General features: G+C 45.1%; 30 protein-coding genes and 1 pseudogene. 27 read left to right on the top strand and 4 right to left on the bottom strand.

Annotation, left to right across the window (positions count from 1 at the left end; all coding sequences use genetic code 11):
* Positions 1-82: 82 nt before the first annotated feature.
* From K7P76_RS08985 to K7P76_RS08920, 14 genes and pseudogenes are all read left to right on the top strand, one after another.
* Positions 83-592 carry a C40 family peptidase gene (locus K7P76_RS08985; protein WP_232184920.1) on the top strand — a complete coding sequence of 170 codons (510 nt, stop codon included), beginning with the start codon at positions 83-85 and terminating at the stop codon, positions 590-592.
* A gap of 355 nt (positions 593-947) precedes the next feature.
* The gene (locus tag K7P76_RS08980; RefSeq protein WP_232184919.1) at positions 948-1,280 is read left to right on the top strand and encodes a winged helix-turn-helix transcriptional regulator; all 333 of its coding nucleotides are present in this window, start codon (positions 948-950) and stop codon (positions 1,278-1,280) included.
* 268 nt (positions 1,281-1,548) lie between these two features.
* Complete coding sequence (locus K7P76_RS08975) at positions 1,549-2,277, top strand: NAD(P)-dependent oxidoreductase (RefSeq protein ID WP_309244746.1); 729 nt, start codon at positions 1,549-1,551, stop codon at positions 2,275-2,277.
* Positions 2,278-2,305: 28 nt separating this feature from the next.
* Entirely contained in the window at positions 2,306-2,752 is a 447-nt protein-coding gene (locus K7P76_RS08970) for a DUF2269 family protein (protein ID WP_309244742.1), read from the top strand.
* Positions 2,753-3,451: 699 nt separating this feature from the next.
* Positions 3,452-4,081: a tetratricopeptide repeat protein gene (locus K7P76_RS08965; RefSeq protein ID WP_232184916.1), complete on the top strand. Its 630-nt coding sequence runs from the start codon at positions 3,452-3,454 to the stop codon at positions 4,079-4,081.
* A 418-nt stretch (positions 4,082-4,499) separates the two neighbouring features.
* Positions 4,500-5,006: a GrpB family protein gene (locus K7P76_RS08960; protein WP_232184915.1), complete on the top strand. Its 507-nt coding sequence runs from the start codon at positions 4,500-4,502 to the stop codon at positions 5,004-5,006.
* A gap of 245 nt (positions 5,007-5,251) precedes the next feature.
* On the top strand, positions 5,252-5,557 hold the full coding sequence (locus K7P76_RS08955) for a PadR family transcriptional regulator (protein ID WP_304518392.1): 306 nt from the start codon (positions 5,252-5,254) through the stop codon (positions 5,555-5,557).
* Positions 5,557-5,904, top strand: coding sequence for a DUF1048 domain-containing protein (locus K7P76_RS08950; RefSeq protein WP_232184914.1), 348 nt, complete (start codon positions 5,557-5,559; stop codon positions 5,902-5,904). Before K7P76_RS08955 ends, K7P76_RS08950 begins: the two co-directional genes overlap by 1 nt.
* 12 nt (positions 5,905-5,916) lie before the next feature.
* Positions 5,917-6,267 carry a DUF1048 domain-containing protein gene (locus K7P76_RS08945; RefSeq protein ID WP_232184975.1) on the top strand — a complete coding sequence of 117 codons (351 nt, stop codon included), beginning with the start codon at positions 5,917-5,919 and terminating at the stop codon, positions 6,265-6,267.
* 15 nt (positions 6,268-6,282) lie between these two features.
* The gene (locus K7P76_RS08940) at positions 6,283-7,041 is read left to right on the top strand and encodes an ABC transporter ATP-binding protein (RefSeq protein ID WP_255678412.1); all 759 of its coding nucleotides are present in this window, start codon (positions 6,283-6,285) and stop codon (positions 7,039-7,041) included.
* Positions 7,042-7,809, top strand: coding sequence for an ABC transporter permease (locus tag K7P76_RS08935; protein WP_232184912.1), 768 nt, complete (start codon positions 7,042-7,044; stop codon positions 7,807-7,809).
* A 214-nt stretch (positions 7,810-8,023) separates the two neighbouring features.
* Positions 8,024-8,467: a cell wall hydrolase gene (locus K7P76_RS08930; protein ID WP_232184911.1), complete on the top strand. Its 444-nt coding sequence runs from the start codon at positions 8,024-8,026 to the stop codon at positions 8,465-8,467.
* Between the two features lie 258 nt (positions 8,468-8,725).
* Positions 8,726-11,005, top strand: coding sequence for an ATP-binding cassette domain-containing protein (locus K7P76_RS08925; RefSeq protein WP_232184910.1), 2,280 nt, complete (start codon positions 8,726-8,728; stop codon positions 11,003-11,005).
* A 171-nt stretch (positions 11,006-11,176) separates the two neighbouring features.
* A pseudogene (locus K7P76_RS08920) lies at positions 11,177-11,750 on the top strand (dihydrofolate reductase family protein).
* A gap of 186 nt (positions 11,751-11,936) precedes the next feature.
* Here K7P76_RS08920 and K7P76_RS08915 read toward each other — a convergent pair.
* The 3 genes from K7P76_RS08915 to K7P76_RS08900 form a co-directional block, all read right to left on the bottom strand.
* Positions 11,937-12,230 (bottom strand): hypothetical protein, encoded by a 294-nt coding sequence (locus K7P76_RS08915; RefSeq protein ID WP_232184909.1) that lies wholly within the window; start codon positions 12,228-12,230, stop codon positions 11,937-11,939.
* Between the two features lie 889 nt (positions 12,231-13,119).
* Entirely contained in the window at positions 13,120-13,350 is a 231-nt protein-coding gene (locus tag K7P76_RS08905) for a hypothetical protein (RefSeq protein WP_232184906.1), read from the bottom strand.
* A gap of 403 nt (positions 13,351-13,753) precedes the next feature.
* Entirely contained in the window at positions 13,754-13,879 is a 126-nt protein-coding gene (locus tag K7P76_RS08900; RefSeq protein WP_232184905.1) for a sporulation protein YjcZ, read from the bottom strand.
* A 627-nt stretch (positions 13,880-14,506) separates the two neighbouring features.
* On the opposite strand from K7P76_RS08900, the gene K7P76_RS08895 reads away from it, so the two are divergent.
* Entirely contained in the window at positions 14,507-14,656 is a 150-nt protein-coding gene (locus K7P76_RS08895; RefSeq protein ID WP_232184904.1) for a hypothetical protein, read from the top strand.
* A gap of 501 nt (positions 14,657-15,157) precedes the next feature.
* The gene (locus K7P76_RS08890) at positions 15,158-15,370 is read left to right on the top strand and encodes a hypothetical protein (protein ID WP_232184903.1); all 213 of its coding nucleotides are present in this window, start codon (positions 15,158-15,160) and stop codon (positions 15,368-15,370) included.
* 702 nt (positions 15,371-16,072) lie between these two features.
* Here K7P76_RS08890 and K7P76_RS08885 read toward each other — a convergent pair.
* Positions 16,073-17,089, bottom strand: coding sequence for an aminoglycoside phosphotransferase family protein (locus tag K7P76_RS08885; RefSeq protein ID WP_232184902.1), 1,017 nt, complete (start codon positions 17,087-17,089; stop codon positions 16,073-16,075).
* Between the two features lie 239 nt (positions 17,090-17,328).
* Between K7P76_RS08885 and K7P76_RS08880 the strand changes: the two genes are divergently transcribed.
* The 11 genes from K7P76_RS08880 (at position 17,329) to K7P76_RS08830 (ending at position 25,093) form a co-directional block, all read left to right on the top strand.
* Positions 17,329-17,769 (top strand): MarR family transcriptional regulator, encoded by a 441-nt coding sequence (locus K7P76_RS08880; RefSeq protein ID WP_232184901.1) that lies wholly within the window; start codon positions 17,329-17,331, stop codon positions 17,767-17,769.
* 8 nt (positions 17,770-17,777) lie between these two features.
* Positions 17,778-18,221 (top strand): pyridoxamine 5'-phosphate oxidase family protein, encoded by a 444-nt coding sequence (locus K7P76_RS08875; protein ID WP_232184900.1) that lies wholly within the window; start codon positions 17,778-17,780, stop codon positions 18,219-18,221.
* 25 nt (positions 18,222-18,246) lie between these two features.
* A complete protein-coding gene (locus K7P76_RS08870; RefSeq protein WP_232184899.1) occupies positions 18,247-18,951 on the top strand; it encodes an alpha/beta fold hydrolase in 705 nt (234 codons plus the stop codon).
* 12 nt (positions 18,952-18,963) lie between these two features.
* Positions 18,964-19,722 carry an alpha/beta fold hydrolase gene (locus K7P76_RS08865; protein ID WP_232184897.1) on the top strand — a complete coding sequence of 253 codons (759 nt, stop codon included), beginning with the start codon at positions 18,964-18,966 and terminating at the stop codon, positions 19,720-19,722.
* Positions 19,723-20,137: 415 nt separating this feature from the next.
* Positions 20,138-20,326 carry a hypothetical protein gene (locus K7P76_RS33855; RefSeq protein ID WP_232184896.1) on the top strand — a complete coding sequence of 63 codons (189 nt, stop codon included), beginning with the start codon at positions 20,138-20,140 and terminating at the stop codon, positions 20,324-20,326.
* A 194-nt stretch (positions 20,327-20,520) separates the two neighbouring features.
* Entirely contained in the window at positions 20,521-21,696 is a 1,176-nt protein-coding gene (locus K7P76_RS08855) for an ABC transporter substrate-binding protein (RefSeq protein ID WP_232184895.1), read from the top strand.
* Positions 21,697-21,762: 66 nt separating this feature from the next.
* The gene (locus tag K7P76_RS08850) at positions 21,763-22,383 is read left to right on the top strand and encodes a helix-turn-helix transcriptional regulator (RefSeq protein WP_232184974.1); all 621 of its coding nucleotides are present in this window, start codon (positions 21,763-21,765) and stop codon (positions 22,381-22,383) included.
* Between the two features lie 343 nt (positions 22,384-22,726).
* Positions 22,727-23,206 carry a hypothetical protein gene (locus tag K7P76_RS08845; RefSeq protein ID WP_232184894.1) on the top strand — a complete coding sequence of 160 codons (480 nt, stop codon included), beginning with the start codon at positions 22,727-22,729 and terminating at the stop codon, positions 23,204-23,206.
* Positions 23,207-23,310: 104 nt separating this feature from the next.
* Complete coding sequence (locus K7P76_RS08840; RefSeq protein WP_232184893.1) at positions 23,311-23,910, top strand: hypothetical protein; 600 nt, start codon at positions 23,311-23,313, stop codon at positions 23,908-23,910.
* A 67-nt stretch (positions 23,911-23,977) separates the two neighbouring features.
* On the top strand, positions 23,978-24,433 hold the full coding sequence (locus K7P76_RS08835) for a DinB family protein (RefSeq protein WP_232184892.1): 456 nt from the start codon (positions 23,978-23,980) through the stop codon (positions 24,431-24,433).
* Between the two features lie 150 nt (positions 24,434-24,583).
* Entirely contained in the window at positions 24,584-25,093 is a 510-nt protein-coding gene (locus tag K7P76_RS08830; RefSeq protein ID WP_232184891.1) for a DinB family protein, read from the top strand.
* Positions 25,094-25,111 lie beyond the last annotated feature (18 nt).

The raw sequence follows: 25,111 nt of genomic DNA, 5'->3' as shown, positions 1-25,111 counted from the left end.
GGACAAGCTGGGATTAAAAACCGTGATACAATCGGTTTTGTGATTGATCGATCCCAAAGTCCTCGAAAGGAAGTGCGCAATCATGAAAAAATGGTTTATTGCTTCTTTAGCTGCATTGTCGATCATTTCAGTAAACTTCTCAGGAACAGAAGCATTTGCAGCAACCGCTCAAACAACTCAAGCGGCACCGACGCAAACCGTCTCCGTTACATCGGTTGAACAAAAAATCGTCGACAATGCACTATCCTATATTGGTAAAGTGCATTATAAATTCGGCGTACGTGACACACAAAAGCTTATTCTTGACTGTTCTTCGTTTACCCAATTGGTTTTCAAAAATAATGGTATTTCCATCCCTTGGGGTTCTAGAGCCCAAGCCCAAATTGGCACGCTCGTTAAATCGAAGTCCGACCTGCGTGTCGGCGACCTGGTTATGTTTAGTATCGGAACTCCAGGAAAAATTTCGCATGTTGGCATCTATATCGGCGACGGCAAGTTTATTAACAATCAACCGGGCGTTGGCGTAAATATCAAGAGCTTAGATAGCGGTTACTTCAAAAACCGCTTCATCTTGGGACGTCACGTCGTTTAAAGGACAAGCCCAGCAAGTGTAAAGAGTCATCATATGTAAAAGTCCGAAAAAGTCCGCGCTTCGCGGACTTTTTTGAGTTTTCTAATTCATTCAGATTTCGTAATTTGAATCTGGAAAAACGCTTTTTGTAAATGGGCACCATGATAAGTATGAAAGTTGGCAAGCAGGAGATGGTCTAGGATACACTGGTCATGAATGGCTTAATGATTCTGACTGTGGTCCCAATAAGTTTTTCTCTTTGTCTGTTTCGAATTAATTTGATTTGGTTGACCGGATTGCAAACATTCTGTAGAATTTTGTTAAGTGTATACTTTAGGGTAATGAGCTTACTTAAAGGTAAGGGGATGATTTATCAATGATTCATCAGCTTGAATGTCCAGTGGAGACAATCATTCATGTTCTAGGCGGCAAATGGAAACCAATGATTTTATGGCATTTGATACAATCCAATAAGCGATTCAACGATCTGGAAAAGCTTATACCTGATGTTTCTCAAAAAATGCTTTCGCAACATCTACGGGACTTGGAACGAGAGGGCATAATCGATAGAACGGTCTACCCCACCGTTCCTCCAAAAGTAGAATATTCCCTTAGTGAATATGGTAAAACATTGATTCCTGTATCAGAAGTCATGTGTGCTTGGGGAGAAAACCATAATAAGCGGAATTATGAAGAATCTGCTTCTTAAAGCTGGTTCAATTCATTTGCACACTAATTCAAGGACTCATAACAAAAGCTGCCAAGGGATTTTCCCTGGCAGCTTTTGCTATTTACAGTCAATCTTCCTTTAAGATTTTCGCCGTGGACAAACATGGATATCCCTTTCTGCTTATGCTTACTTTTAAGTAAGTACCCTACATTAAAGTGGGTTCTTATCAAGATATTGAAACGATGCTAAGCTTGAGTCAATCGAGAGATGAAATATCGGGAATCAATTATAAAAGGAGGAAAAAATGATGAAAATTATTGTTTTCGGAGCAACGGGAAATACAGGGAGAAGAGCGCTGGAGCAAGGGGGTAAAATGGGACATGAAATGACCGCATTCGTACGAAACTCCGAGAAGTTTTATGGACAGCAAAGAGAGCGTTCCGCAAAACATGTGAAGGTGATCGTGGACGATATCATAAACCCAGTAAGCGTCGGCGAGGCGCTCTCGCATCAAGACGCCGCTATTATTGCTGCCGGCCACGCAGGACAAGGAGATGAGTTCGTTCGTCTCGTTGATAACATTATAAGCCAATGTGAAATCCACCCAAATTTTTCTGGGAGGGTATGGGTAATGGGAGGTGCCGGCCTGCTGGATATTCCATATACGGATCTCATTGGCAACAATCTGCCCGGCTTCCCGCCCGCGTATAAAAATCACAACCGGAATTTTGAACGACTGCTGCAGTCTGAGCTCGATTGGTCAATTATGTGTCCGGGAACTATGATTGATTCGATAGAGCCTCCGGTGTCGGTTCATCTGCATGTAACAACGGAAACCTTGCCCATATCAATTCCGAAGACTATCAAGGAATTATCCGAGGCCGATATAGCCGGTTACTTGTTCAGTCGGCTTCAAGAGCTGGATGTTGCTTATGATGATGTCGTGAAATGCATGATGGACCATATCGAGCTCGGAGGGCCTTTTAAGAGGAAAAGGGTCGGACTCGCCTATCAAAGCGAGATTCCGGTGCGCTAAGGAGCAAGAAGGGAGATGATCAGTTTGTTTGGATGGATCCTCGTTTTGCATATATTGGCTTCTATCGGTAATCGGTCCCGCTTTAGTGGTACCCGTCATTCGAAGGTCCGCTAGAACCGTCGGCCAGTTGCGCTTTGCTTTTGATGTAACGAACAAGCTTGCCATCCTGCCTAAAATTGGCGGAGCCGTACTTATTATTACCGGAGTTTGGCTTATTATCATAACGAAGATGGGGTTGTCCCAAATGTGGCTAAATATATCGATCCTTTTATCGCTGCTCATGGTCGCCACGATCGACGGGTTGATCGGGCCGCGCATTAAAAAGATCATGCAGATTGTATCTATAAGTCAAGGCAAAGGGGATGAAGTACCCGCCGAGCTCGCTCGATTGATGAAGAAGATCGTACCAATCGAGATGGCGTCACAGCTGCTGATGATTGCCATAACCGTGCTTATGGTCCTAAAGCCATTCTAAAGTAGCCGTCAAGCCTTTTTTACAATCGTCCCGTGGGTAGTCCCAGAAAGGGAAGAATCAAGATCGAATGGGCAGCCGTGGCAACACTTTGTTCTGCTAATAAGGAACGATAGTTGAATAAAATACATGGTTGAGCAGGCGCTACGTAGGCCTGCTCATTTTATTTAGCTAACGGGCAGGATAGCTCAACAGTATTTTATGGTAATATAAGGAATGAAGATAGGGGGGCGACTCAGGATGAAATACACGACATCAATGGAAAGTATTACTCCTGAGTTGCTGAATGGTGGATTTTTTGTTAACTGGGCGAGTAAACCTTCAATCCAAGTACACCATAATATCCTTCCCATGATATCCTTATTAATAGTTACAAAGCCAGCGTATGCTTGATGAATTATCGGATATATACATGGTGGATCTAATTTGTGATGCAGACCACGGAGAAGGGCAGCTCGTGCTTCCAAGGTTTCGGCTGAATTATGCTCGTCCGCAAATCCATATAGCGATCGAACAGCCCTTGAAGAGCCTCGCTTCCGAACGTATCGACCTGCAAACGAACCCGCAGGCGGATTGTGACTGCATTTTCCATTCTATTATAATATCGAAAAGTCGACAGCCTTCCCTACAACATATTGAGTAATATTCCAATTTGCTCTATAAAGAAGTAAATGCTTTTAATTGGAAAAGGAGATTGAGTTCATGCAGAGCTTTACTTACGATGACGGAAAGCAATCCAAGTATAAAAAGCTTTATATCACTATCGTATTATTGATTGTTATTGTTATTTCTTTGGTAGTTGTATACATGATGTACTTCGTCCCCAAAGGGAAGTATGCCGATGCAAAGACCTTCATGTTGGACAGGAAATATGAACAAGCTATTTCTATATTTGCAGAGTTACACGGTTACGAGCGTTCCAAGGAATACCTTACCGAGAGTAAGTACCTGCTAGGCAAGCAGTATGTCGCAAATAAAGATTTCAAAAAAGGAATCGAAGTGTTCGAAGAGATCAAGGGCTACAAGGATACTGAGCAGCATTTGGAAAATCTAGCCTTCCGAACGGTATATGAGGGTACATGGGAAGATAAGTACGGGAATTTACAGTTGATTTTTAAGGGCGATAACGTGACAAGAGTGTTCTTCCCTGGTACCCCTGACATGATCGTCGTCAACTGGTCAATCTCTTGGGAAGATCTCGATCTGATAGATGCGAATGGTACTAAATATACTTTTAAGAATAATACGATACATGAAAACAGCGCGGATGAACTTACCGCATACACGAAAAAAAGCGATTCTACGGACGCTCCCGAAGAAAAACTCGAATAGGTATACGTAATGAGAAAGAGCATCTTCTCCTAGGAGAGATGCTCTTTCTCATTGCGTGATTGATTTACTCTCTATCAACCCAATAATCAACTACTAAATAAAAATGCTCATAGTATTAGGGAAGTTATACTAAGTTCGGAATATCATTTTCGAGGATTGGAAATACTAGAGTCATAGATAATGCCAGTTAACGCGGCTGACGGCCAACGTCCGGATCCGTCCGGCGATCGCACCAGCGGAACTCTCCAGGAATGCCGGCACGCTCGGCTGACAGCCAACGTCCGCGGACAAAAATAAAGTATTAGACCGCGAAAATAAAGTTGTAGACTAGGCGCTGGCGTTAATCTAACGGGCAGGAATACGCAAATCTCCTACGAATTGATTTGTAATCATGTTGTTACAGTCAGGAGGAGTTTGAATGGGTTCCAGTCTATTAGTACGTGAATATGACCCTAGTTGGGTTCAGATGTTTGAACAGTTACGAGGCTTTGTACTTCCTGTTTTAAGCGATTTTGTAGTCACAATAGAACACGTTGGCAGTACATCCGTTCCAGGGTTAGCGGCGAAGCCGATTGTAGATATAGACGTGGTGGTGTCTACGCAATCAGATGTCCTTACGGCTATTCAAAGGCTAGCCACCATTGGCTACGTTCATGAAGGCGATTTAGGAGCTACGGGACGAGAGGCTTTTATTCCTCCCGCCGATGTAACTTGGCATCACCTATACGTCTGCACCATGGAAAACGCCGAATATAAGCGTCATATCCTCTTTAGAGATTATTTGAGAAATCATCCAGAGGATGCCAAACAATATGGTGACTTAAAATTGGAACTTGCACAACGATTCCAGAATGACCGTTTGGCATACACAAATGCAAAGGGTGATTTTGTGAGAGAGATACTACAACGTGCGGGTTGGAAATGATGTGTATTTCAGCCTGTGTTATTAAACTAACGGGAAACGATAGTTTAATGGATCAGCTCGCAACTGCGGCCTGATCCTTTTTGATTCAACTAACGGGCAGGATAGTTGAAAATGTAAAATCCGTGTCAGAGCAAACGCTATTGACAAATAAACTACTACGTGTTACTTTATAGCGGTAGTAAGTATCACTTCATACCAGTGATACAGAATAGCAAGGGGTGACTGTGCTGGAAAATCTAACGGAAATGCTCAAAGGGGCGCTTGAGGGCTGTGTTCTTGAAATAATAAGCCGCAAAGAAACCTACGGCTACGAAATAACGCGGCGGCTGAACGCCCTCGGCTTTACAGATGTTGTGGAGGGAACGGTGTACACCATCCTGATCCGGCTTGAAAAAAACAAGTTGGTGGAGATCACCAAGAAGCCCTCCGAGGTGGGACCGCCGCGCAAGTTTTTCGTGCTCAACGACGCGGGGCGCAAGGAACTACGGCAGTTCTGGGAAAAATGGGAGTTCGTATCATCAAAAATTAACGAGTTAAAGGAGAAGAAATAATGAATTTTTGGGAAAAAATCACTGGCAGCGACATGACTAAAGAATTGAAATCTTTTGAATCGCGAGTCAAAAAGCTACCGGCTGATTATCAAGCGGCATGGGGAAAAGTTTTTGCCAATCTTTGGCCGTACTCAGATTTCACCGGTCGCAACCTCATGCCAATTCTTGACGGTGTGCTTGGTCTGCTCGAAGAAACGGCGGCTGACGGTCAAAGTGTCCAAGAGGTTTTGGGTGACGATATTAAAGGCTTCTGTTCAGCGCTGGCCGGCGAAGAAGGGGCAAAGTCTTTTCGCGACAAGTGGCGCGAGCAACTCAACAATAATATCGCTAAAAAATTAGGTAAATAGGAGGGTAAAATGATGAGAATACGAGATATCATCGAAGGCAAAAAAGAGTGGCGAGCGCACGTGGCGCGTGTCAAGGCGCTCCCGCGAGATTATCAGATTGTTTATAAAGAGATTCAAAAATATCTCTTTAAGGTCGGCCCTGTTGAGCTAACCGACGGTACGGGGTTGCTCTCGGGGATTATCGATCTTTTTGAAGAGGGCGCGGCCTTGGGGAAAGGCGTGCTCGAAGTGACGGGCAGTGACGTAGCGGCTTTCTGCGACGATCTAATCAAAGATTCAAAAACTTACGCTGACATCTATCAAGAATCTGTTGACCAAGAAGGTAACAAGGCCATGAAAAAGGTTACGGATAAAACTAAGTAAAAGGGGGATATCGTGATGGAAAAAGCAATTGAAGTGAAAGGTCTGCGAAAGTCTTTCAAGGACACAGAAGTCCTAAAGGGCGTCGATTTTGAAGTGAAGCGAGGTGAGATTTTCGCCCTGCTCGGTTCCAATGGCGCGGGCAAGACAACCGCGGTCAAAATCCTCACCACGCTGCTCAAACCAGACAGAGGATCCGTTACCGTAAATGGATTCGACGTTACTTCCAACCCCGACCATGTGCGGCAGGCGATCAGTCTGACCGGGCAATTTGCCGCCGTGGATGAAGTTTTGACCGGACGGGAAAATCTGATCATGATTGCAAAGCTGAGATATCTCAAAAGTCCGCGTCTGGTAGCGGATGATTTGCTTAGACGTTTCGGCTTGACAGACGCCGCCGACCGCAGGGCGTCTACTTATTCAGGTGGTATGCGCCGCAGGCTCGACATCGCCTTAAGCCTTGTGGGAAAACCGCAGATCATTTTCCTCGATGAGCCAACCACTGGGCTTGACCCCGAGGCACGCATTGAGGCTTGGAAGATTGTCAAGGAGCTTGCCGATGGCGGCACGACGGTACTCCTAACTACGCAGTATTTGGAGGAGGCTGAGCAGCTTGCCGACCGAATAGCCATTCTGCATGAGGGTAGGATTATCGCCAGCGGCACGCTCTCGGATCTAAAAAAGCTGTTCCCAACCGCAAAGGTGGAGTATGTTGAAAAACAGCCGACATTAGAAGAGATTTTCCTCTCCATCGTCGGCAAAAAGGAGGCAAAGTAAATGGAGACGGCAAAGAATCATTTCTTCACCGATATTAGCGTTATGCTAGGACGTTCCATGCGCCATATTTTCCGCAGTATGGACACCATCATCACGGTCTGCATCACTCCGATTGCGATGATGCTGCTGTTCGTCTATGTGTTAGGCGGTGCCATTCAAACCGGAACGGATAACTATGTGAATTACCTGTTGCCAGGCATACTGCTTATGGCTATCGCAAGCGGAATAGCCTATACGGCTTACCGCCTGTTTATGGATAAGCAACGAGGCATATTCGAGCGGTTTCACACCATGCCGATTTCACGTTCCGCCGTGCTGTGGGGGCATGTGCTGACCTCTCTGGTGTCCAACGCCATATCGGTTCTCGTTATCATTCTCGCAGCGTTGATTATGGGTTTTCGTTCGTCCGCGGGAATACTGCCATGGCTTGCCGTAGCAGGCATACTCGCGTTGTTTACGCTGGCCTTAATTTGGGTCGCGGCGATTGCCGGACTGTCCGCAAAAACGATGGAAGGTGCAAGCGCGTTTTCCTATCCACTTATCTTCCTGCCGTTTATCAGTTCGGCGTTTGTGCCGACGGAGTCGATGCCGTCGGTCGTTCGCGCCTTTGCCGAAAACCAGCCGGTGACCTCGATCGTGAATGCCATCCGTGCGCTACTGTCAGGTCAGCCGGTGGGCAATGAGATTTGGGTCGCTCTTGCGTGGTGCGTCGGGATTTTGCTAGTAGCCTATTTCTTTGCAATGAGGGTGTATAAGAAGAGAGTGTGAAAACGCGGACTCTATAGATTACGCTAACGGAAAACGATAGTTGAATAACAAAAGGGCTGCCACACGGCAGTTCTTCTTGTTTTCATCGGATGACAAGAACATTATCCGAATGAAGTCCAGAAGAGGACATTTTTTATCGCTTTCTATTTTTCCAGAGTAACACATCTGCTTCATCTACAATATGATGAGCCTAGAAATCTAAAGAGGTGAGCCAATGGCAGTCGTAAAAGCCAGGAAACAGGATATTGATATGTTGGCAAGGTTGCTTCGAGCTGAAGCTGAGACCGAAGGCGAAATGGGCATGCTCCTTGTTGGAAATGTTGGCATTAACCGAATAAGAGCGAATTGCTCCGATTTTAAAGGACTCCGGACAATTCCCCAGATGATCAACCAGCCGCATGCGTTCGAAGCATTGCAACATGGTATGTACTATCAAAACGCAAGAGAGAGGGAACGCCGTCTGGCACAACGGGCTGTGAATGGGGAGCGGAATTGGCCAGCCAAATTCTCCCTATGGTATTTCCGTCCAGGAACGTTCGAAAATCCCGGACCATGTCCGCCAACTTGGTATAATCAGCCGCAAGCAGGAAGATGGAAGAAGCACTGTTTTTATGAACCGACCGCGGAAGAATGTGAAAATGTATATAATACGTTTTAATTTTATAACCTTGATAGGCTCTGATGCCTTTCAAGGTTTCTTTTTAGATGTGGTGGGTTGACGAATCTAGGGGTGTAGAAGGACAAGAACATACATCGTTAGTCGCAGATCAAATAATATATATAAATGGAAACGCAATCATGAGGGTAAATTAAACTTTATCTCCACTAAGAATATTCGTCTAATCATGACATATGTTGTCGTGATTATTCCGTTATACTGTGAAAGCTAAGAAAATGGAAATCCGAGGTGGAGTATATGAACGTCGAAGATATCATAATCAAAGGAGCACGCGAGAATAACCTGAAAAACGTGAATGTCCGTATACCGAAGCGAAAAATCACAATCTTCACCGGCGTCTCGGGCTCGGGAAAATCTTCCTTGGTATTCGACACCGTAAGCGCAGAAGCGCAGAGGCAGCTTAATGAGACTTTTACCGCATTCATCCGCAATAGGCTGCCCCGGTTTAGTCAGCCGGATACCGATCTCATCGAGAACTTGTCCACGGCGGTTGTTATCGACCAGAAACGGCTCGGCGGCAACTCCCGCTCGACGGTCGGCACAATCACGGATATTTATGCCATGCTCCGGTTGCTATTCTCCAGAATCGGCAAGCCTTTTGCCGGCTCTTCACATTTTTTCTCGTTTAACGAACCGGCCGGCATGTGCCCGGAATGCTCTGGAGTCGGACAGGTGGTGCAGTTTGATGTGGACAAACTGCTCGACAGGTCCAAGTCGCTGAATGAAGGCGCAATCCTGTTCCCCGTATTTAAAGTGGGAAGCTGGTACTTGAATACGTATACCCATTCCGGCTTGTTCGACAATGACAAGCGGCTTGCCGACTATACGCCGGCAGAATGGGATGCCCTCCTCCACGGCAAAGAAAGCAAGATCGTATACCGTACCAAAGGCGGCGATATCGAATCGGATTATGAAGGTCTGCTGCCCAAGCTCACCCGCCTGTATTTAAAGCGGGACAGCAGCGAGATGTCAGATGCCAAACGCGAAACCCTTGACCGCTTTCTTTCCTATAGCGAGTGTAACATTTGCGGGGGAAGCCGGCTTAATCAAGTGGCCTTGGGCTGCCGGATTAACGGATACAACATTGCCCAATGCGCAGCGATGGAGATTGGCGAGCTAATACGTATGATTGAAGCCATTCGGGATCCCGTTGCCGGTCCGATGATTGGCGGGATTCTGATCCGCTTGAACCATCTGGTCTCTATTGGGCTGGAGTATCTGAGTCTGGACCGTCAAACCGCAACCTTGTCGGGCGGGGAGTCGCAGCGAATCAAGATGATCCGGCATCTGAGCAGCAGTCTTACCGACATGATCTACATTTTCGATGAACCGAGTGTCGGACTGCATCCGCGGGATGTCCATCGTCTGAACGGCATGCTGTGCCAGCTCCGGGACAAAGGGAATACCGTACTTGTCGTCGAACATGACCGCGAAGTAATGGAGATCGCCGATTACATTATCGATGTCGGACTTCATGCGGGAGCCCGCGGCGGAGAAATCGTCTACGAAGGCGACTTTGCGGGCTTGCTCCGCGCGGATACCTTGACAGGACGGTACTTGAAGCAAAGTCTGCCCTTGAAAACTTCAACCAGGGTGCCCAAGGGTCGGATGACCGTAGCCGGCGCCAGCCTGCACAATCTGAAGGATGTGACAGTCGATATACCCGTCGGTGTGCTGACCGTGGTAACGGGAGTAGCCGGCTCAGGCAAAAGTACGCTGATTAACGGAGCATTCCTGCCGTCGCATCCGGAAGCGATTGTCATTGATCAGACGGCCGTGGGAACGTCCATCCGCTCCAATCCGGCTACCTACACGGGGATGATGGACGAGATCCGCCGGCTGTTCGCAGCAGCCAACAAGGTGAGCGCTTCCCTGTTCAGCTTCAACTCCAAGGGAGCCTGTTCCAACTGTCAGGGTCTTGGGATGATCTACACGGATTTGGCCTTTCTCGAGCCGGTAAGGACGACATGTGAAATATGCGCGGGCAAGCGGTTCAGCGATGAAGTGCTGCAGTATAAACTGAACGGAAAATCCATCAGTGACGTCCTCGCTATGACGGTACGGGAAGCTTCGGCGTTCTTCAGCGGGAAGGAACTGCTCCGTCAAATGCGGACGCTTGAGGATGTGGGACTCGGATACGTAACGCTGGGCCAGCCTCTGAGCACCTTGTCGGGCGGAGAATGCCAACGCATCAAACTGGCCGGGGAACTTCACAAGGAAGGCAGTCTCTATGTAATGGACGAGCCGACAACCGGACTGCATATGTCCGATATCTCTCGTCTGATGGACATTATGAACCGCTTGGTCGACGGGGGCAACACGGTGGTGGTCATTGAACACAACCTGGATGTGATCAAGAGCGCAGACTGGATCATTGACATAGGACCCGAAGGCGGCTACCGGGGCGGCCAAATCGTCTTCGAAGGCACACCTGTTCAACTCGCTGCCGCCGAACATTCGATAACGGGTGCGTATTTGCGCAAGACAGAAACCGGCCAGATGGAAAAGAAGCTATAATGAAAGCTATACGGTTTTGTGAAGGAGGCGTCATTCTTAGAAGACGCGTTCGATATGCTGTGAAGAGCGCATAAAACCGTACCGACCAAACCTTTCTATTATAAATATGTCACAAGGTGACATGTTTAATGTCTATAAAAAATGGTAGATCAACGAAAGGAGTAACAAATCATGAAACGAAGAATAATTTTAGATTTAGCAGTTACTTTAGATGGTTTTATTGAAGGGAAAAATGGGGAAGTTGATTGGTGCATTATGGACTCTGAGATGGGCTTTAATAATTTCTTAAATCAAATTGATACTATTTTATATGGAAGAAAAAGCTATGATTTATGGGGACAATTTGTTCCAAGAATAGATCATTCGAATGATGAAAAAAACTTTTGGGAATTGGTTCATCGTAAAGAAAAATATGTGTTCTCCAGAACGCAAAAAGGGACTGATAATAAAGCAATATTCATAAATGATAATATTCTTGAAGAAGTCAATAAATTAAAGAATAAGCCTGGTAAAGACATTTGGCTATATGGTGGAGCAAGTCTTATTACAACTTTTATCAATTTAGGGCTTGTTGATGAATTTAGATTATCTGTTCATCCTGTTATTTTGGGAGAAGGAAAACCGTTGTTTATTGATATTAAACAGAGGTTGAATTTAAAAATAGTTAATACAAGAACACTCATCTGGCGTTGTGCAACTAATCTATCATTTGAATGAGAAAGAATATTGCACATTCCAAAGATAAAATACAATAAATATCATCAGGAAATACTGGAAATTAATTGTCACTTCTTCAACTAACGGGACAGGGGAAAGGTACCGTCTTTTTCTTTACGCTACCGATTGCACGCACACAAGGAAAGGACGACAAATAATGCATCGCCTTAAAGAATATGAACAGATTCTTCTACGGACAACTCCATTTTAATACCTAGAAATCAAGTTTTCGGGCGACATACTCCTGCATGGCCGTGTCCAACATCTCTTGCCAGTCGTCGAAAAAAGTATGATTTGCTATGTGTTCGTCAAACAAGTCGTCGGGGATGTTTTGAAAGTCTTCCTCACAGCTGACTTCAAATCCCCCTGCGACTAACATTTCCTTAAATGATGTGAAGACTGTGAATTTCTTCATAAATGAAGGAATGAACAATGTTTCAAAAGAGTCGGAAGGTGTTTTCTCCAACTCTTCTGTGCGCTTCGGCATATTCTGCAGTTCGCTCAGCATTTCATGGAACCCATCTAATTTATTTTTTAAAAGAAACTCCTCCTTGTAACTTGCCCCTTACATCATTTGAAAATATATCCTAATTCGCCGATGTTTATGATCGCCGATTTTTTTTTGCCTGATTTCCTGATTTTTTCACCATCGAAATCCCAATTGGTTTATTTTGATATTTATTTTGGTTAATTAGATTATTAGAAAATAATTTTTCGAAAAGTAAAAAAACCAAAAGAATGAATATAACAAGTACGATCAGTTCTACAACAGAAATGTTCATTACATCACCACCTAATTGATTTTTGTAAAGAAACCGCCATTCTCTTACATGATGATGTTCATACCCTATACCACCAACACCATAACTCTTGGATATCACCACCAGAAGCGTCCGATGGCTTTGGCTCTCGTGCTTTTTTCATGAGCGAACCTATCATTACCCTGGATTATCGATATTTCGAAATAAAAAAAGCCCCATCAAGTAGCCCCTCATGATGGGGTAAAGAAGAAGCAGGAGGGTTTCAATACTTCTTAGTAGATCCCAGTTCCAGCACGCAAGATAATGACCAAAAGAATAAAAAGTACAAGTACGAATGCGGCAGCTCCCATACCAGCATAACCTGCACAAGAAGCGCCTACACCACCAACACCATAACCCATTGATTTCACCACCAAAGTTTATTGTGACTGTTAATCACACGGTTAGTTTATGCATGGATAAGTGTACGGCAAGTGCATTCACACAGAAATGTACATTTTCCGCTAAAGCATAGAAGTGCCCGGGGGCTTCGGCTCTCAGGCTTTTTATTTACCCAAAACAAAACCGCCCAGTCACGGGACTGAGCGGGGATTTTGATTATTGAGCGTTTGTTTAGAAGAAATCCCGGAAACCTCGTTAAAAGAAAAAGAATGGTTCAAAAAACTCAAAACGTTCAAATGGCTCAAAACGCTCGAATCGTTCGAATGGCTCAAAACGTTCGAATCCAAACGGGAAAAAGGCTTTTGTACTCACAGGTTTTTTGGTTTTAATCTTACTCGCACTCGTACGGACGTTTTTCTTATTTTTATTTTTGAAGGATTTTGCGTAAACAGATTTAGTTTTCAGTTGTTTTTTCGGAACTGCCATATGTTCACCTCCTTCTTATTGATGCAATTCGAGAAGTTGAAGAAGTGAACTTAATATCTAGTTCCAGCCCGCAAGATGATGACCAATAAGATGAAGAGTACAAGTGCGAATGCAGCTGCCTGCATACCATAATCACCACCTGCCGTTAAAATGTGATTATTACCACTCCTATAATATGAATGGATAAGCGTACTGCCAGTGCATTCACACAGGTCCATCATTAATCCGCATATGTACAATGAAAATTAGATAAGCCTGTTGGCTTCGGTTGGTGTTCTTTTTCGTATAAAAAACAAATCCCCGCTTGGCCGATTGGCTGGCGGGAATTTGCTGACTGTATTCGCCATCACATTCACACGGAGCAGGGCAGAGGGAAGTGGTGTAAACAGAGAGGTAATATTGATTAGTAGGTGCGTCCGGCTGCTAAGATAATTACCAAAAGAATGAATAAAACAAGTGCGAATGCAGCAGCTTGCATACCGCCGCCATAACCGCCACAAGAACCTACACCGCCAACTCCATAGCCCATATTTATCACCACCAATGTTTATTGTGATTGTTTATCACATGGTTAGTTTATGCATGGATAAGTATACGGCAAGTGCATTCATACAGAAATGTACATTTTCCGCTAGAGCACAGAAGTGCCCGGGGGCTTCGGCTCTTGGGCTTTTTTTATTTTCGGGTAAGGAAAAATTTCCTTAACTCCAAATTCCCAAGCGTTTTCGATTTAATTTATAAACCCCTTTCGCGCATCAGTCGTTTGATTTCCTCAGACCTATCACTATTTTCTACTTTTACGTTAGCGTTTGGAATCTCACTTCTGTGCCTCTCAATGACTTCCTAGAAATATGAACGTTTATTTTCAGCAACAACCAATGTAGGGATAGGCGGAATAAAAATAATTTCGGTATTTTCGGTTATGCGTTTGTTAATTGAAGTAATTCTTCCGCGCCTTGTTCTGTTTCTGTGTAACAACGCCTATAATCGATTTTCGTCACGGCTCATGTAGCTGATGTACGTGGTGATGCTTGGCGTGGGATTCTTTCTTTATGTTCTGATTATTATTCGAAACTAAGTAGGATGTCCAAGCAATTGTATTAAAGGTCCGTATAATAGTAGAAAATCACACAGATTCCATTAGGAGGTAATTGTTTTGGTTAAGTATACTACCGGTGGCGGATTTTCGGCTACTGATCTTGTCCTGTGCGTCTTGATGGCTATTGTTTCGAAGTATTATGGAGGAAATGCTTTAGCCTGTAACAACCTTGTTCTGTGCGCCTTGTTGGGTATCATTACGATGTAAAGGAAAAAATCCTCTGGGTTCTTTCCCACGGACAAATCAAGAGAATCTGGATTTACTTATAGACTAAGCGGGGCGAAAATAAGTTGTGGATCTGCAATTTGTGCATCCTGCTTTGCGATCTTTGCTCGTCTTCAACATCGAAGACGGAAACGGACGCGGAGGACGGAGTTCGTCGAATGTAGAATTTGTATGTATCCGTCCAAATAAGGGCGGTCGGACGACGGTCGGAATGATGGAGGTCGGATAGAGCGGATGGAAACATTGCTTCGAAAGAAAGCCATGCCTGTAATTGTTACCGCTCATACTCTTTATCGGTGAAATAATCACCGTCAATGACGTGAGCGTTTGTATGTCAGCTACATAATCCAGTTGTAATGACTCTACTAAATGCGACGAAGAAATGATGATAAGTTCGACAAAAAACAAAACAATAATTTAGCAATCCATGAGAAACTGGACCTGCTGTTGTATGATAAAATGTAGACAAAAAGGAGGCTGCATATGGGACGTGTAATCCTGATGATGAATGTGACACTGGACGGTTGCTGTGACCATACGCAGATGATTGAATCTAATGAGGAGCTCTACCAGTATACGGTGGACCTGATGGACCAGTCCGATGGTATGGTACCATTGACTCGGTATGCCCGACTAAAATGGCTTGTGTCGGGTGTGGAGCGAAAGTACCTCGGCCGGAATTTAAGGAAGAAATAACTGCTTTTTATAATTGGGCGGATGAAAGTGAAAAGCAATTTGAGCAGTTAGGGTTACTCCTTGAAGCGAAGAAGATGAAGATTGCAAAAAAACAGGGCGAGAAACGAGCTCAAGGAGATCCAATTGATCGAAAAATCTCAAAAGGATGAGACTTCTGCGCCGGAAATCCGTATCTCCTCAAACAAATGAACTGGGATGGCTACAAGAATCGTACGACAAGAAGAAAAACCGTTCGATCGAACTTGGTATAAAGTAGATCGAAGCGCTAATTAAAGAAGGTAAATTTGTATCTTACAGAACAATTTCTGATAAATCGAAAGAAATTGATCCGGATGGAATAGGCATACACCCAAACACCATTCGCAAAAACCAAGAGCTTCACAAGCATTTTCTTCAACACAGTACTACGAAGTAGTAAGAGCCTCGCAAAAGGTCACACCAGCCCTTAGACGACGATCTGGATGCATTCAAGCATATAAAACGTGATCGTGACGTTGATCGAGTAAGACAGCACTACATGAAGCTTACCAAGCCAGAATTGGTTGATTTACTTATTCTGATGGAACAATACATTTCAGTGCAAAATCAGCACTGGTTGAAACGCGAATTCGAAAAGTATATGAATTGAATACTATTGGCCGGCTCATGAAAGAAACTCCGAAAGCCCACTACATTCAAGGGTTTTCGGAGTTCCTTTTAAAGTCAACCCTGTGCAAGGCTGGTCTTCATTTCATAGATTTTTTGGAGCGTATGGACATGCTTCGTCTTCTCGTCATTGTCCTCTGTGTGGAGATACCACTCCACAAGCCTGTACCCGAATACGAGAAGGATCATCTCGTAGACGCAATGATCAGCGATAGGGGATACATCCGCATATTCAGAAAAGCCTTTGTAATACGCGGGGACGCATCGCTGGTAGTATTCGACCATGTGATCGATATCCGCTTCATCCGCAATCAGGCTTGCGAGATCCTCTCCCAAGTAACCCCATCCGGATGTGTCCCAGTCGATGAGCGCGATTTTCCCGTCGGCATAGATCAGGTTGGTCACCCAGAAGTCCCGGTGGCATAGCACGAGGGGCAATTTTTCGATGCGGGCGAGTATCTCGTCTGAGTGCTCATCGATGTCGATGAGCATATGCCGCACGTGCTGCGGCAATTCGCAGTCTTCCGAGCGTATATAATCGTAGACGACCGGCCATGACCGGTAATGCAGATATGTATTCTTCATGAGATCCGCATGGCTCAGGTTAGTCAGGCTCTGCAGTACAGCGGGCTGCTCCGCATACAGCTTGCCTTGAAAGCGTCCTAATTCCAGCGCAGCCTGGTTATACATGTCACCGGTCAAGTCTAAACCGGTTACGCCATCGATATATTCCAGCCACAGCTGGAATTCATTTTCTTCGGCATTGATCTCGGCATGATAACATGTCGGCCAGCGGAAGGTATCCGAGAACGTCGCTCCAAAGTCAGACGTATAGAGATCATATTCCCGGCGCCATGAACCCGGATCGCCGTAACGCTCCCATTTCTTCTGGATCTTCAGCACAATACGGTACGGAAATTTTTCGCCATCCGCGGTTTCGGCGATCCCCGTTACCTCATACACATTTCCCACAGTTCCGCCCTGTAATGGCGTGGTTTGGAAGTCTGCAGAGATGATTTCCTTCTTGAACCGTTGGCATATGGCATAGATCAGCGTTTCGAATTTAATATTCATTTCTTCCAACCTCCGTTTTTCTTCGTTTGCTTGCTCCACATGGCGATCGTTTTGTTTGAGGTCAATGATTAAGGTTACTTAAATTAAACGCCGAACGAAATTCCCTGATTCGGTCATCAAAAATTTAGAAAAGACGCCGATTTTGTACGACCGCCGACTCATGTTTAACTTTAACCAATCCCACTTGACGTATAGTTCTATATAGTACTATTCTATATAATATTAATGGGGTGGTGCAAATGAAAATAGAAACACATGGCGGTTTTTATATCTCCCAAATCAAGCAATTATCCAGCAGAATTTTTGAGAAGTTATTAAAAGATAATGACATCGAGGAATTCAATGGTCCTCAGGGCAGAATATTGTTCGTGCTTTGGCAGAAGGAAAACTTATCAATTAGTGAGCTTGGCGAAAAAACATCGCTTGCCAAAACTACCCTTACCAGCATGCTTGATCGAATGGCCGATCAAGGTCACATTCAACGGAATCCTGACTCGAAAGACCGAAGACAAATACGGATCACGCTGACAGAAAAGGCCAAGTCTCTTAAAAATAGCTATGATGCGGTAACCATTCAGATGAACGAACTTTTCTACGAGGGATTTTCGGACGAGGAAATAACCCGGTTCGACAATATGCTCGCAAAAGTGCTCAATAATCTAAAGCAATATAAGGAGTGAGTGAAAGTATGAATCTTATTACGCGATCTCATATTATTTCTTTAGTAGAAGATGTACGCACGATTGTGGTTAGTTCTGTCGATGATAACGGCTATCCTAATTCAAAACAGATGTTTAAAAGGGAGCATGAAGGATTAAACAAGTTTTGGTTTTCGACCAACACTTCTTCGTTACGTACTCAGCAATTTATGAAAAACCCGAAGGCCAGCCTTTATTGTGTTGGAAGAAATAATGGACTAATGCTTATTGGCGAAATGAAGGTTTGTCTTGATCGGGAAAGCAAAGAAATGCTTTGGTCTGAACGTGATGAGAAGTATTATCCTCTTGGTGTTAATGATCCGGACTATTGTGTATTCGAGTTTACTTCAAAGATAGGCAACTATTACTTCAATTTGGAAAAGCACATCTTCAAAATTGAGGAGTTGAGTAGTGATGCCATATCTACAATGTAGTAACTTGGAGATATATTACGAGCAAATGGGCGTCGGCGATCCGGTGTTATTTTTGCATAGCGGCTTTTCTCGAGGGATACTGGCTTTTGCCAGTCAAATGCTCGACTTTCAAAGGAAGTACACCTGTTATTTTCCGGACTTTAGGGGTCATGGCCGAACCAGGTGCGACAGCCTTGAATGGAGTACTCCGCTGCATGTTGAAGATATTGCTGAATTTATGGATCGATTACATATTAATAAGGCACATGTTATTGGATATGGTATGGGAGGAGGGGTTGCGCTTCATTTGGCTGTCAGTCATCCTCACAGACTCGTATCATTGACATCAATTGGACAATGCGGGTTTGTCGCCGCAAAAGGATCAGAAGAGTTCGAACCGGAATGGCTCATACAAAACGGTCGTAATGATTTTATTCATTCCATGAAAGAAAGACATATGGATGCACATCAAGGGAATTGGCAGGAATTTTTAAGGGCAAAGATTAAAGATTGGCGTACATATCCGCAGCTGAATGATGACGAACTAAGAAGCATCACCTGTCCCACACTCTTAATTGCCGGACAATATGATGAGCTCGCGCCAAAGGAAGATCTAGAGCGAGTGACTGCTCTGATCAGTAACTCTCGTTATTCGATCGTTTCAGGTTGCAGCCATAGACCTCACATGAGCGGCGAAAATCCGGTGTTTGTCAACGATACAATTTTAGATTTCATTGCCCAATACTCATGAAGGGAATGGAGAATGATGTCATACTTACAAGTTAAAGGATTGCAGATGTTCTACGAAAAAATGGGCGCAGGGGAAACTGTGCTTTTTTTGCACAGCGGCTATTCCAGGGGCATCTTGGCTTTCGCGAGTCAAATGCTGGATTTCCAAAAGAAATATACTTGTTATTTTCCCGACTTCAGAGGGCACGGCAGAACAAGATGTGGAAGCCTGGAATGGTCTACACCTCAAATTGCCAATGATGTAATCGAATTTATGAATCAAATGGATATCTCAACCGCTCATCTGATCGGTTACAGCTTGGGAGCGAATGTTGGACTTTATCTTGCCGTTAATCATTCCGACAGAGTAGCTACTCTTACGACTATTGGAACTAGCGGTTTTTGTGATCCAACCGGTGTTGAAAAATTTGAGCCGGAATGGCTTATTGAAAATGAAGAGCAGGATACGATTAATCAGATGACGGAAAGACATATGGAAGCACATCGAGGCAATTGGCAAGAACATATGAGACAAGCCGCACAAGATTGGCGTCTATATCCACAACTTTCAGAGGAACAACTCGGCAGTATTAAGTGTCCGGCGCTATTTATTACTGGAGAACATGACCCATTTGTCGGCGAGAAAAAAATCAAACACTTGAGCTCATTTGTTACAAGATCGAGCTATCTCGTTGTTCCAGGCGGGAGCCATAGACCGCATATGTTAAGGGAAAACCCGACATTAGTTAATGAAACGATTCTTAAGTTATTGGAGACATATCCAATTACGTAGAAGAACTTCACAACTTCAATAGACCTTAACATCGCCAACCCGGCTCGTTCTAATTCCGTGCCTATTCCAACGAAATATCCGAAAAATAGGGGTTATAGTGTATGAAACCAAATACATGTCCGGAGTCAAGAACATCGTCCCATTAAAAGTCGCGTAAATCGCGGCTTTTTTCATTTATGGGATCAAGTTCTTGTCATTGCTCGATGTCATGAACTTGATCCCATGCCCATTTTGAGTCAAGAACATTGTCCCATTCCCAATTCTAGAAGAGGAGGGAGATTATTAAGCTAACGGCAGGATTGCTTAGTTATAAGTGCAATTTTCTACTGGTATGACATTTTATGTCCTACCAATTGTTTTATACTGAAGGAGAAATTGCAGATTCAAGTTGAGTCAACAAAGGGGGATTATATCAATGGCGAAGACGAAAAGAGGCCGCGCCCTTTGGAGCATTCCTTCACGCGGACGTGGTACATGCCAGGTTTGTAGTACAACACGGATTAAATTACTATATTCCCGGTCAAAGTCCGACGGTACAGTAGTGAAAGTGTGCAAACGGTGCTCTCACGCACCACAAACCAAGGTAGACGCAATAACTGGATGAGAACAAAACGTCATGAAAGAAAGGCTAGACAACCGGTTTAACAAAATTGGGTTGAGATAACTGAAGCAAAAGAAGAGTCTGCCTTGGCGGATCATTCAGTTCTCAACAGGTTAGTCTGTGTAGGACACGATATGTCCGAGCGCATCCGATATATTGAGGCTGTAAGTAAATTCATATAAAGGAGTCGGAATGAAATGAAGCTTAGAATTGCGACGCATGACGAGGAGCGGATGGCTGTCATTCAGGAAGCGATGCGGCAGTTTCGAAAGGAATATCCAGACGTCACTACCGTATTGGAGCTTGTGCCGGACAGAAAGACGATGCGGCGGCAGTTGGCTGAAGGAAACGGACCGGACATTGTCGAGTGGGAAGGGGCGAACATGGGGCAATGTCTGGAAGGCGGACTATTGACGGATTTGTCCGATTTGATCGCGCGCGACGGCATTGACATGGGCGACTACTATCCAAGCGTTTATGAGGCGGTGCAATCGGATAGACGGATCGGAGCGATTCCGGTTATGGCCGATACGCTCGGCGTCTATTACAATCGGGACCATTTCGACCAGGCGGGGCTTCCGTATCCTCGGGAAAACTGGACGTGGGAGGAGTTCGTAGAAACGGCGAAGCGATTGACGCTTCGGGATGAGCGGGGGGACATCAGGCGCCATGGCGTTTTTGCCAGCTTCGGTTACATGATTTACGTCGAACCGGTTGTCTGGGACTGCGGCGGAGCTTTTTTGTCGGAAGACGGGACGCAGTTGGACGGCTACTTGAACAGCGAAGCTACGATTGAAGGGGTTTGCCGTTATTTACGGTTGATTGACGAGGGGCTGTCCCCCCGCATGGAAGTCGGCCGCGATTCATGGATCGACTGCTTTATTCACGGTAAAATGTCGATGTATATCAGTGCGAACTGGACCATCCGGCCGATGAAGGCAGAGCAGCGGGCGAAATTCGGCGTTGCCGGGTTTCCGCGCAATCCGGGAAAGTCGAATTTATTCGAAGTGTACGGCTACGGCATTTCACCGTCATGCCCGGAACGGGAGCTGGCTTGGGCTTTCCTGCGTAAACTGACTGCACCTAGTGGAGAAATTGGCAAGTTGTGGTCGGTGCTCAAGTTGACCGTCTCGCAGACGGCGGCGGAGCAAAGCGGGCAGGCGACGGACGCTTTGTATGCTCCGTTCCTGCTTGAGCTGCAGTCTGCTCGACTGAGCGCGTATCAGTGGCCGAATATGATTCCGGCGTTCCATTTTCACGACACATTCCGAACGATGGTGCATGCCGAAAATGTCGAACAGGTTCTGAAAGCCGCTGTGCACAGGACTCCGACGCTGCCCGCTTTCGATCCGGTCACGTTCGAGTGGTGGTAATTGCGTTTATGTTCGAGGAAGAAGCTCGGGGTATCTCGGAAAGGAGGGCATGCGTCTGTGAGCAATATGCACCGCATATTGTGGTTCGATGAGCAAATTCGCTCGCGGCACTTCCCGAATGCGAAAGCATTGGCGGAACATTTCGAAATTTCGGCGCGGCAGGCAGATAGGGACATCGAATATATGCAGGAATCGCTGCGCGCGCCGATGAGCTACAATGCCAGGCGCCGCGGCTACGAGTACAATGATGCGGCCTATATTTTGCCCTCCGTGTTTCTTACGGAGACGGATATTCGTATCGTAAATTTTCTAATCTACAAATATGAGGAAGCGGTCAAATCGATAGGGTATGTGGAAGGATTGGACCGGGTTATACAGACGCTCAAACGTTTCGTACCGTACCAGCCGGAGGATAGCGAGTTGCCTGCATTTATCGTGGATACTAGGACGGCGCAGCATAAGCATGACATCGATCAAGCGATTGAACGCGGCAACAAGCTGCACATCGTCTACGCCGACAACATTGGTGAGCATGAAGTTGACATTCACCCGTACCGGACGTATTCCCAAGCTACTCAGGAGCATGTGGCTGTGATCGCCTGGTGCGAGCAATCGGGCGAGGTGGAGCATTTCCGACTCGACCGGATCGAATCGATTCGATGCAGCGGACAGACATATTTGCTCTGAGTAGATACGGATGTATAACTGGCATAAGGATTCCAGGTTAACTAGAATCCTTATTTTATCGAGATCGGGAAATCTTATTATTTTATAACCGAAAAATATAGTTATATAGTGTTTGACACCAAATACAATGCTGTTGGAAGACAATAACATTATCCTAATGAAGTCCGTGTAAACCGCGGGCTTTTTTATTTATCGGACAATGTTCTTGTCATTTGGCGATGACAAGAAGATTCTCCGATTGCCACGGGATAAAGATTCGAGAGGGGCATTACGGGCAGGATAACGCAACAACCGTGCTTGCTCGTTCGTCTGTTTGTTATGGAGATTAGTAAGGAGGTAGTTTATGAAAAAAAGTTTGATCTTTGCAATAACCTTGCTGTCGCTGTTCACGGCTTGTGCCGCTAATAGCAACGAAGGTGGAGCCGCTAACTCTAAGGGTGTTTTAGTCAGTGAAGGATGCCCATATAATGGGGCAATCGTAGAGGTAAAATATCAGCACGAGATTCCATTTGAAGAAATTAAAGACATCTGGTCTGACAATGGTTGGCAGATAGCTAATCCCGAATCAGATGGGCATACCATTGTTGGGAAGATATCGGGTTCTTTTGAGAAAAGTAAATGGATAACCACAAGTGCCTATAAGGCAACTGAAATGACAAATATTTTAGTATGGGTAAATCAAGAAATTGATAAAAACAAGCATGATGAGCAAGTTTCCAAAGCCAATTCTTATATGGATAAAATAGAATCCACTCTCGATAAGAAATATTCGACTAAAGACGAGAGAACATCCAAAATTAACTGGGGTTGCATACAAGATTAATTGTAATCGAGGTAACTTCGTTCCGCTAACGGGTACGATAGGGCAGGAAAGTTGAAAGGGTTTTATTGCTAATTCGCGAATATGTTCTAGGAGGTGTTTTACAATTGAAGCAAATAAAATATTATAAACTGCTCTTGGGTATTGTTGTTCTTCTTCTGATTTTTTTCAGTTTTTCACAATATAAGACAAAGGAGATGTACAAATCCTATATATCCAACAATCTAAACGCGGATTTCCGACAGCTTATCACCACCATACAGAATAATAATTCTGTTTATAGTGAGGTGTTGATTTCAGAGAGCATTTCACAAACACAGGTGAACTCACTGATGAGGAGTAATGAAAGTATCAGAGATATCATCTTGAAATATAGAGAAATGGCAATTAAGTTCAATATGCGAGAAGATGATTTTCAGCATGATCAAAGTTCATTAAATGCAATAAAGATTACACGATTATCTTATGACTGGGATGAAGCTCATGAAAGTGTATTGGATGCAAATACGAAAATTATAATAAGTAAAGTTCAAGAGCTAAACAATACCTGGTTATCAGCAATTAAGGAAGGGGATCATTACAGCTTATACGATTCCTCGTGGTTAAAGTTATTAGAGAATATTGAAATAAGCACTCTAAAATTTATGAGTGATAACAACATTGAGAATATTGAGGCAATATGGCTTCAAAGAACCGATATAAAATAAAGTTTGATTACGCTAACGGATAACAGTAGGTTCAAGTAATCGATGAGACGAAGAGGGGGAAACCGAAATGAAGACGATCAAGTGCATGATGGACCACCTGTACTGGGCGAACGCACGCATCTTGGACTCGCTCGAGGAGAGTGAGACGAAGAACAAGGACCTTCTGAAGCTGGTTCGGCACGTCGCGGTCGCGGAACGAGTCTGGCTGTCCCGATTGCAGGGCAAGGGCAGCTTCCAATATTCGTTGTGGGAGGAAGCGGAAGACCTGACGGCGATCCGGACGATGTTCGAAGAAAACGCCGAGCAATATCGCGCCTATATCGAAGGGCTCGAGGAATCCGAGTTGGACGAGATGATCGACTATGCGAACCAGAGCGGAGTTCCGTTCCGAACGTCCGTCCGGGACATTCTGTCGCATGTCCTCTTACATGGGCAATATCACCGGGGACAGATCAACCGGGCACTTCGGATCGAATCGGCAGAGCCTGCCCAAGTCGATTACATCACGTTCGCGAGGCTCTAACGGGGCCTAATAATAATCATGTCTGACGACACAAATGTGTGGACATTGTAAGCAAACGACACGAAAATAGGGTCATTGTCGCTAGTTGAGCCCACGCAGTGTTGCACACGTGCTATAATTTTCTATATCTCCATAGAGAGGGGACCACGCATGAACCAAAGACCGTCAGAAGAAGAATACGCCGGGGACTTCGGCGAGTATATCCGGTTGGTGCCGGAAGGCAACATCATCGACATTCTGCTCACCCAGGAAAAGCAAATGACCGAGCTACTGGCATCGTTGACCGAAAGCCAGGGCGCGTATCGGTATGCGGAAGGAAAATGGATGCTGAAAGAAGTCGTGGGCCACATCGCGGACGGGGAACGCGTCATGACCTACCGCCTGCTCCGGTTCGCAAGAGGGGACCAGACGCCTCTGCCCGGTTTCGACCAGGAATTGTTCATTTCTCCTTTCGGAAGCTGGACAATCGCGCAATTGGCCAAAGACTACCGGGCCGTACGGCAATCGACGATCACGCTGCTGCGCGGGTTGCCGGCAGAGGCTTGGTCCCGCAAGGGCATAGCCAACAACGTAAGCATTACGGCGCGCGCCCTCGCGTACGGCATCGCGGGACACGAACTTCATCACATGGGGGTCATCCGAAATCGGTACTTGAGTTAGTCGTCCGGAAGATTGGGA

It is taken from the genome of Cohnella silvisoli (assembly GCF_021190915.1).
Taxonomy (GTDB): Bacteria; Bacillota; Bacilli; order Paenibacillales; family Paenibacillaceae; genus Cohnella; species Cohnella silvisoli.
This window is presented reverse-complemented; position numbering and strand designations above follow the sequence as displayed.

What these genes read in the sequence shown, in the direction of transcription:
- K7P76_RS08960 (WP_232184915.1), top strand. Translation starts at nt 4,500, where the DNA reads ATGGGTTCCAGTCTATTAGTACGTGAATATGACCCTAGTTGGGTTCAG.
- K7P76_RS08915 (WP_232184909.1), bottom strand. Translation starts at nt 12,230, where the DNA reads ATGCTGAGCGAACTGCAGAATATGCCGAAGCGCACAGAAGAGTTGGAG.
- K7P76_RS08945 (WP_232184975.1), top strand. Translation starts at nt 5,917, where the DNA reads ATGAGAATACGAGATATCATCGAAGGCAAAAAAGAGTGGCGAGCGCAC.
- K7P76_RS08965 (WP_232184916.1), top strand. Translation starts at nt 3,452, where the DNA reads ATGCAGAGCTTTACTTACGATGACGGAAAGCAATCCAAGTATAAAAAG.
- K7P76_RS08935 (WP_232184912.1), top strand. Translation starts at nt 7,042, where the DNA reads ATGGAGACGGCAAAGAATCATTTCTTCACCGATATTAGCGTTATGCTA.
- K7P76_RS08830 (WP_232184891.1), top strand. Translation starts at nt 24,584, where the DNA reads ATGAACCAAAGACCGTCAGAAGAAGAATACGCCGGGGACTTCGGCGAG.
- K7P76_RS08865 (WP_232184897.1), top strand. Translation starts at nt 18,964, where the DNA reads ATGATGTCATACTTACAAGTTAAAGGATTGCAGATGTTCTACGAAAAA.
- K7P76_RS08905 (WP_232184906.1), bottom strand. Translation starts at nt 13,350, where the DNA reads ATGGCAGTTCCGAAAAAACAACTGAAAACTAAATCTGTTTACGCAAAA.
- K7P76_RS08955 (WP_304518392.1), top strand. Translation starts at nt 5,252, where the DNA reads ATGCTCAAAGGGGCGCTTGAGGGCTGTGTTCTTGAAATAATAAGCCGC.
- K7P76_RS08870 (WP_232184899.1), top strand. Translation starts at nt 18,247, where the DNA reads ATGGGCGTCGGCGATCCGGTGTTATTTTTGCATAGCGGCTTTTCTCGA.
- K7P76_RS08880 (WP_232184901.1), top strand. Translation starts at nt 17,329, where the DNA reads ATGAAAATAGAAACACATGGCGGTTTTTATATCTCCCAAATCAAGCAA.
- K7P76_RS33855 (WP_232184896.1), top strand. Translation starts at nt 20,138, where the DNA reads ATGGCGAAGACGAAAAGAGGCCGCGCCCTTTGGAGCATTCCTTCACGC.
- K7P76_RS08925 (WP_232184910.1), top strand. Translation starts at nt 8,726, where the DNA reads ATGAACGTCGAAGATATCATAATCAAAGGAGCACGCGAGAATAACCTG.
- K7P76_RS08835 (WP_232184892.1), top strand. Translation starts at nt 23,978, where the DNA reads ATGAAGACGATCAAGTGCATGATGGACCACCTGTACTGGGCGAACGCA.
- K7P76_RS08900 (WP_232184905.1), bottom strand. Translation starts at nt 13,879, where the DNA reads ATGGGCTATGGAGTTGGCGGTGTAGGTTCTTGTGGCGGTTATGGCGGC.
- K7P76_RS08890 (WP_232184903.1), top strand. Translation starts at nt 15,158, where the DNA reads ATGGGACGTGTAATCCTGATGATGAATGTGACACTGGACGGTTGCTGT.
- K7P76_RS08855 (WP_232184895.1), top strand. Translation starts at nt 20,521, where the DNA reads ATGAAGCTTAGAATTGCGACGCATGACGAGGAGCGGATGGCTGTCATT.
- K7P76_RS08885 (WP_232184902.1), bottom strand. Translation starts at nt 17,089, where the DNA reads ATGAATATTAAATTCGAAACGCTGATCTATGCCATATGCCAACGGTTC.
- K7P76_RS08950 (WP_232184914.1), top strand. Translation starts at nt 5,557, where the DNA reads ATGAATTTTTGGGAAAAAATCACTGGCAGCGACATGACTAAAGAATTG.
- K7P76_RS08980 (WP_232184919.1), top strand. Translation starts at nt 948, where the DNA reads ATGATTCATCAGCTTGAATGTCCAGTGGAGACAATCATTCATGTTCTA.
- K7P76_RS08845 (WP_232184894.1), top strand. Translation starts at nt 22,727, where the DNA reads ATGAAAAAAAGTTTGATCTTTGCAATAACCTTGCTGTCGCTGTTCACG.
- K7P76_RS08940 (WP_255678412.1), top strand. Translation starts at nt 6,283, where the DNA reads ATGGAAAAAGCAATTGAAGTGAAAGGTCTGCGAAAGTCTTTCAAGGAC.
- K7P76_RS08875 (WP_232184900.1), top strand. Translation starts at nt 17,778, where the DNA reads ATGAATCTTATTACGCGATCTCATATTATTTCTTTAGTAGAAGATGTA.
- K7P76_RS08985 (WP_232184920.1), top strand. Translation starts at nt 83, where the DNA reads ATGAAAAAATGGTTTATTGCTTCTTTAGCTGCATTGTCGATCATTTCA.
- K7P76_RS08975 (WP_309244746.1), top strand. Translation starts at nt 1,549, where the DNA reads ATGAAAATTATTGTTTTCGGAGCAACGGGAAATACAGGGAGAAGAGCG.
- K7P76_RS08850 (WP_232184974.1), top strand. Translation starts at nt 21,763, where the DNA reads ATGCACCGCATATTGTGGTTCGATGAGCAAATTCGCTCGCGGCACTTC.
- K7P76_RS08930 (WP_232184911.1), top strand. Translation starts at nt 8,024, where the DNA reads ATGGCAGTCGTAAAAGCCAGGAAACAGGATATTGATATGTTGGCAAGG.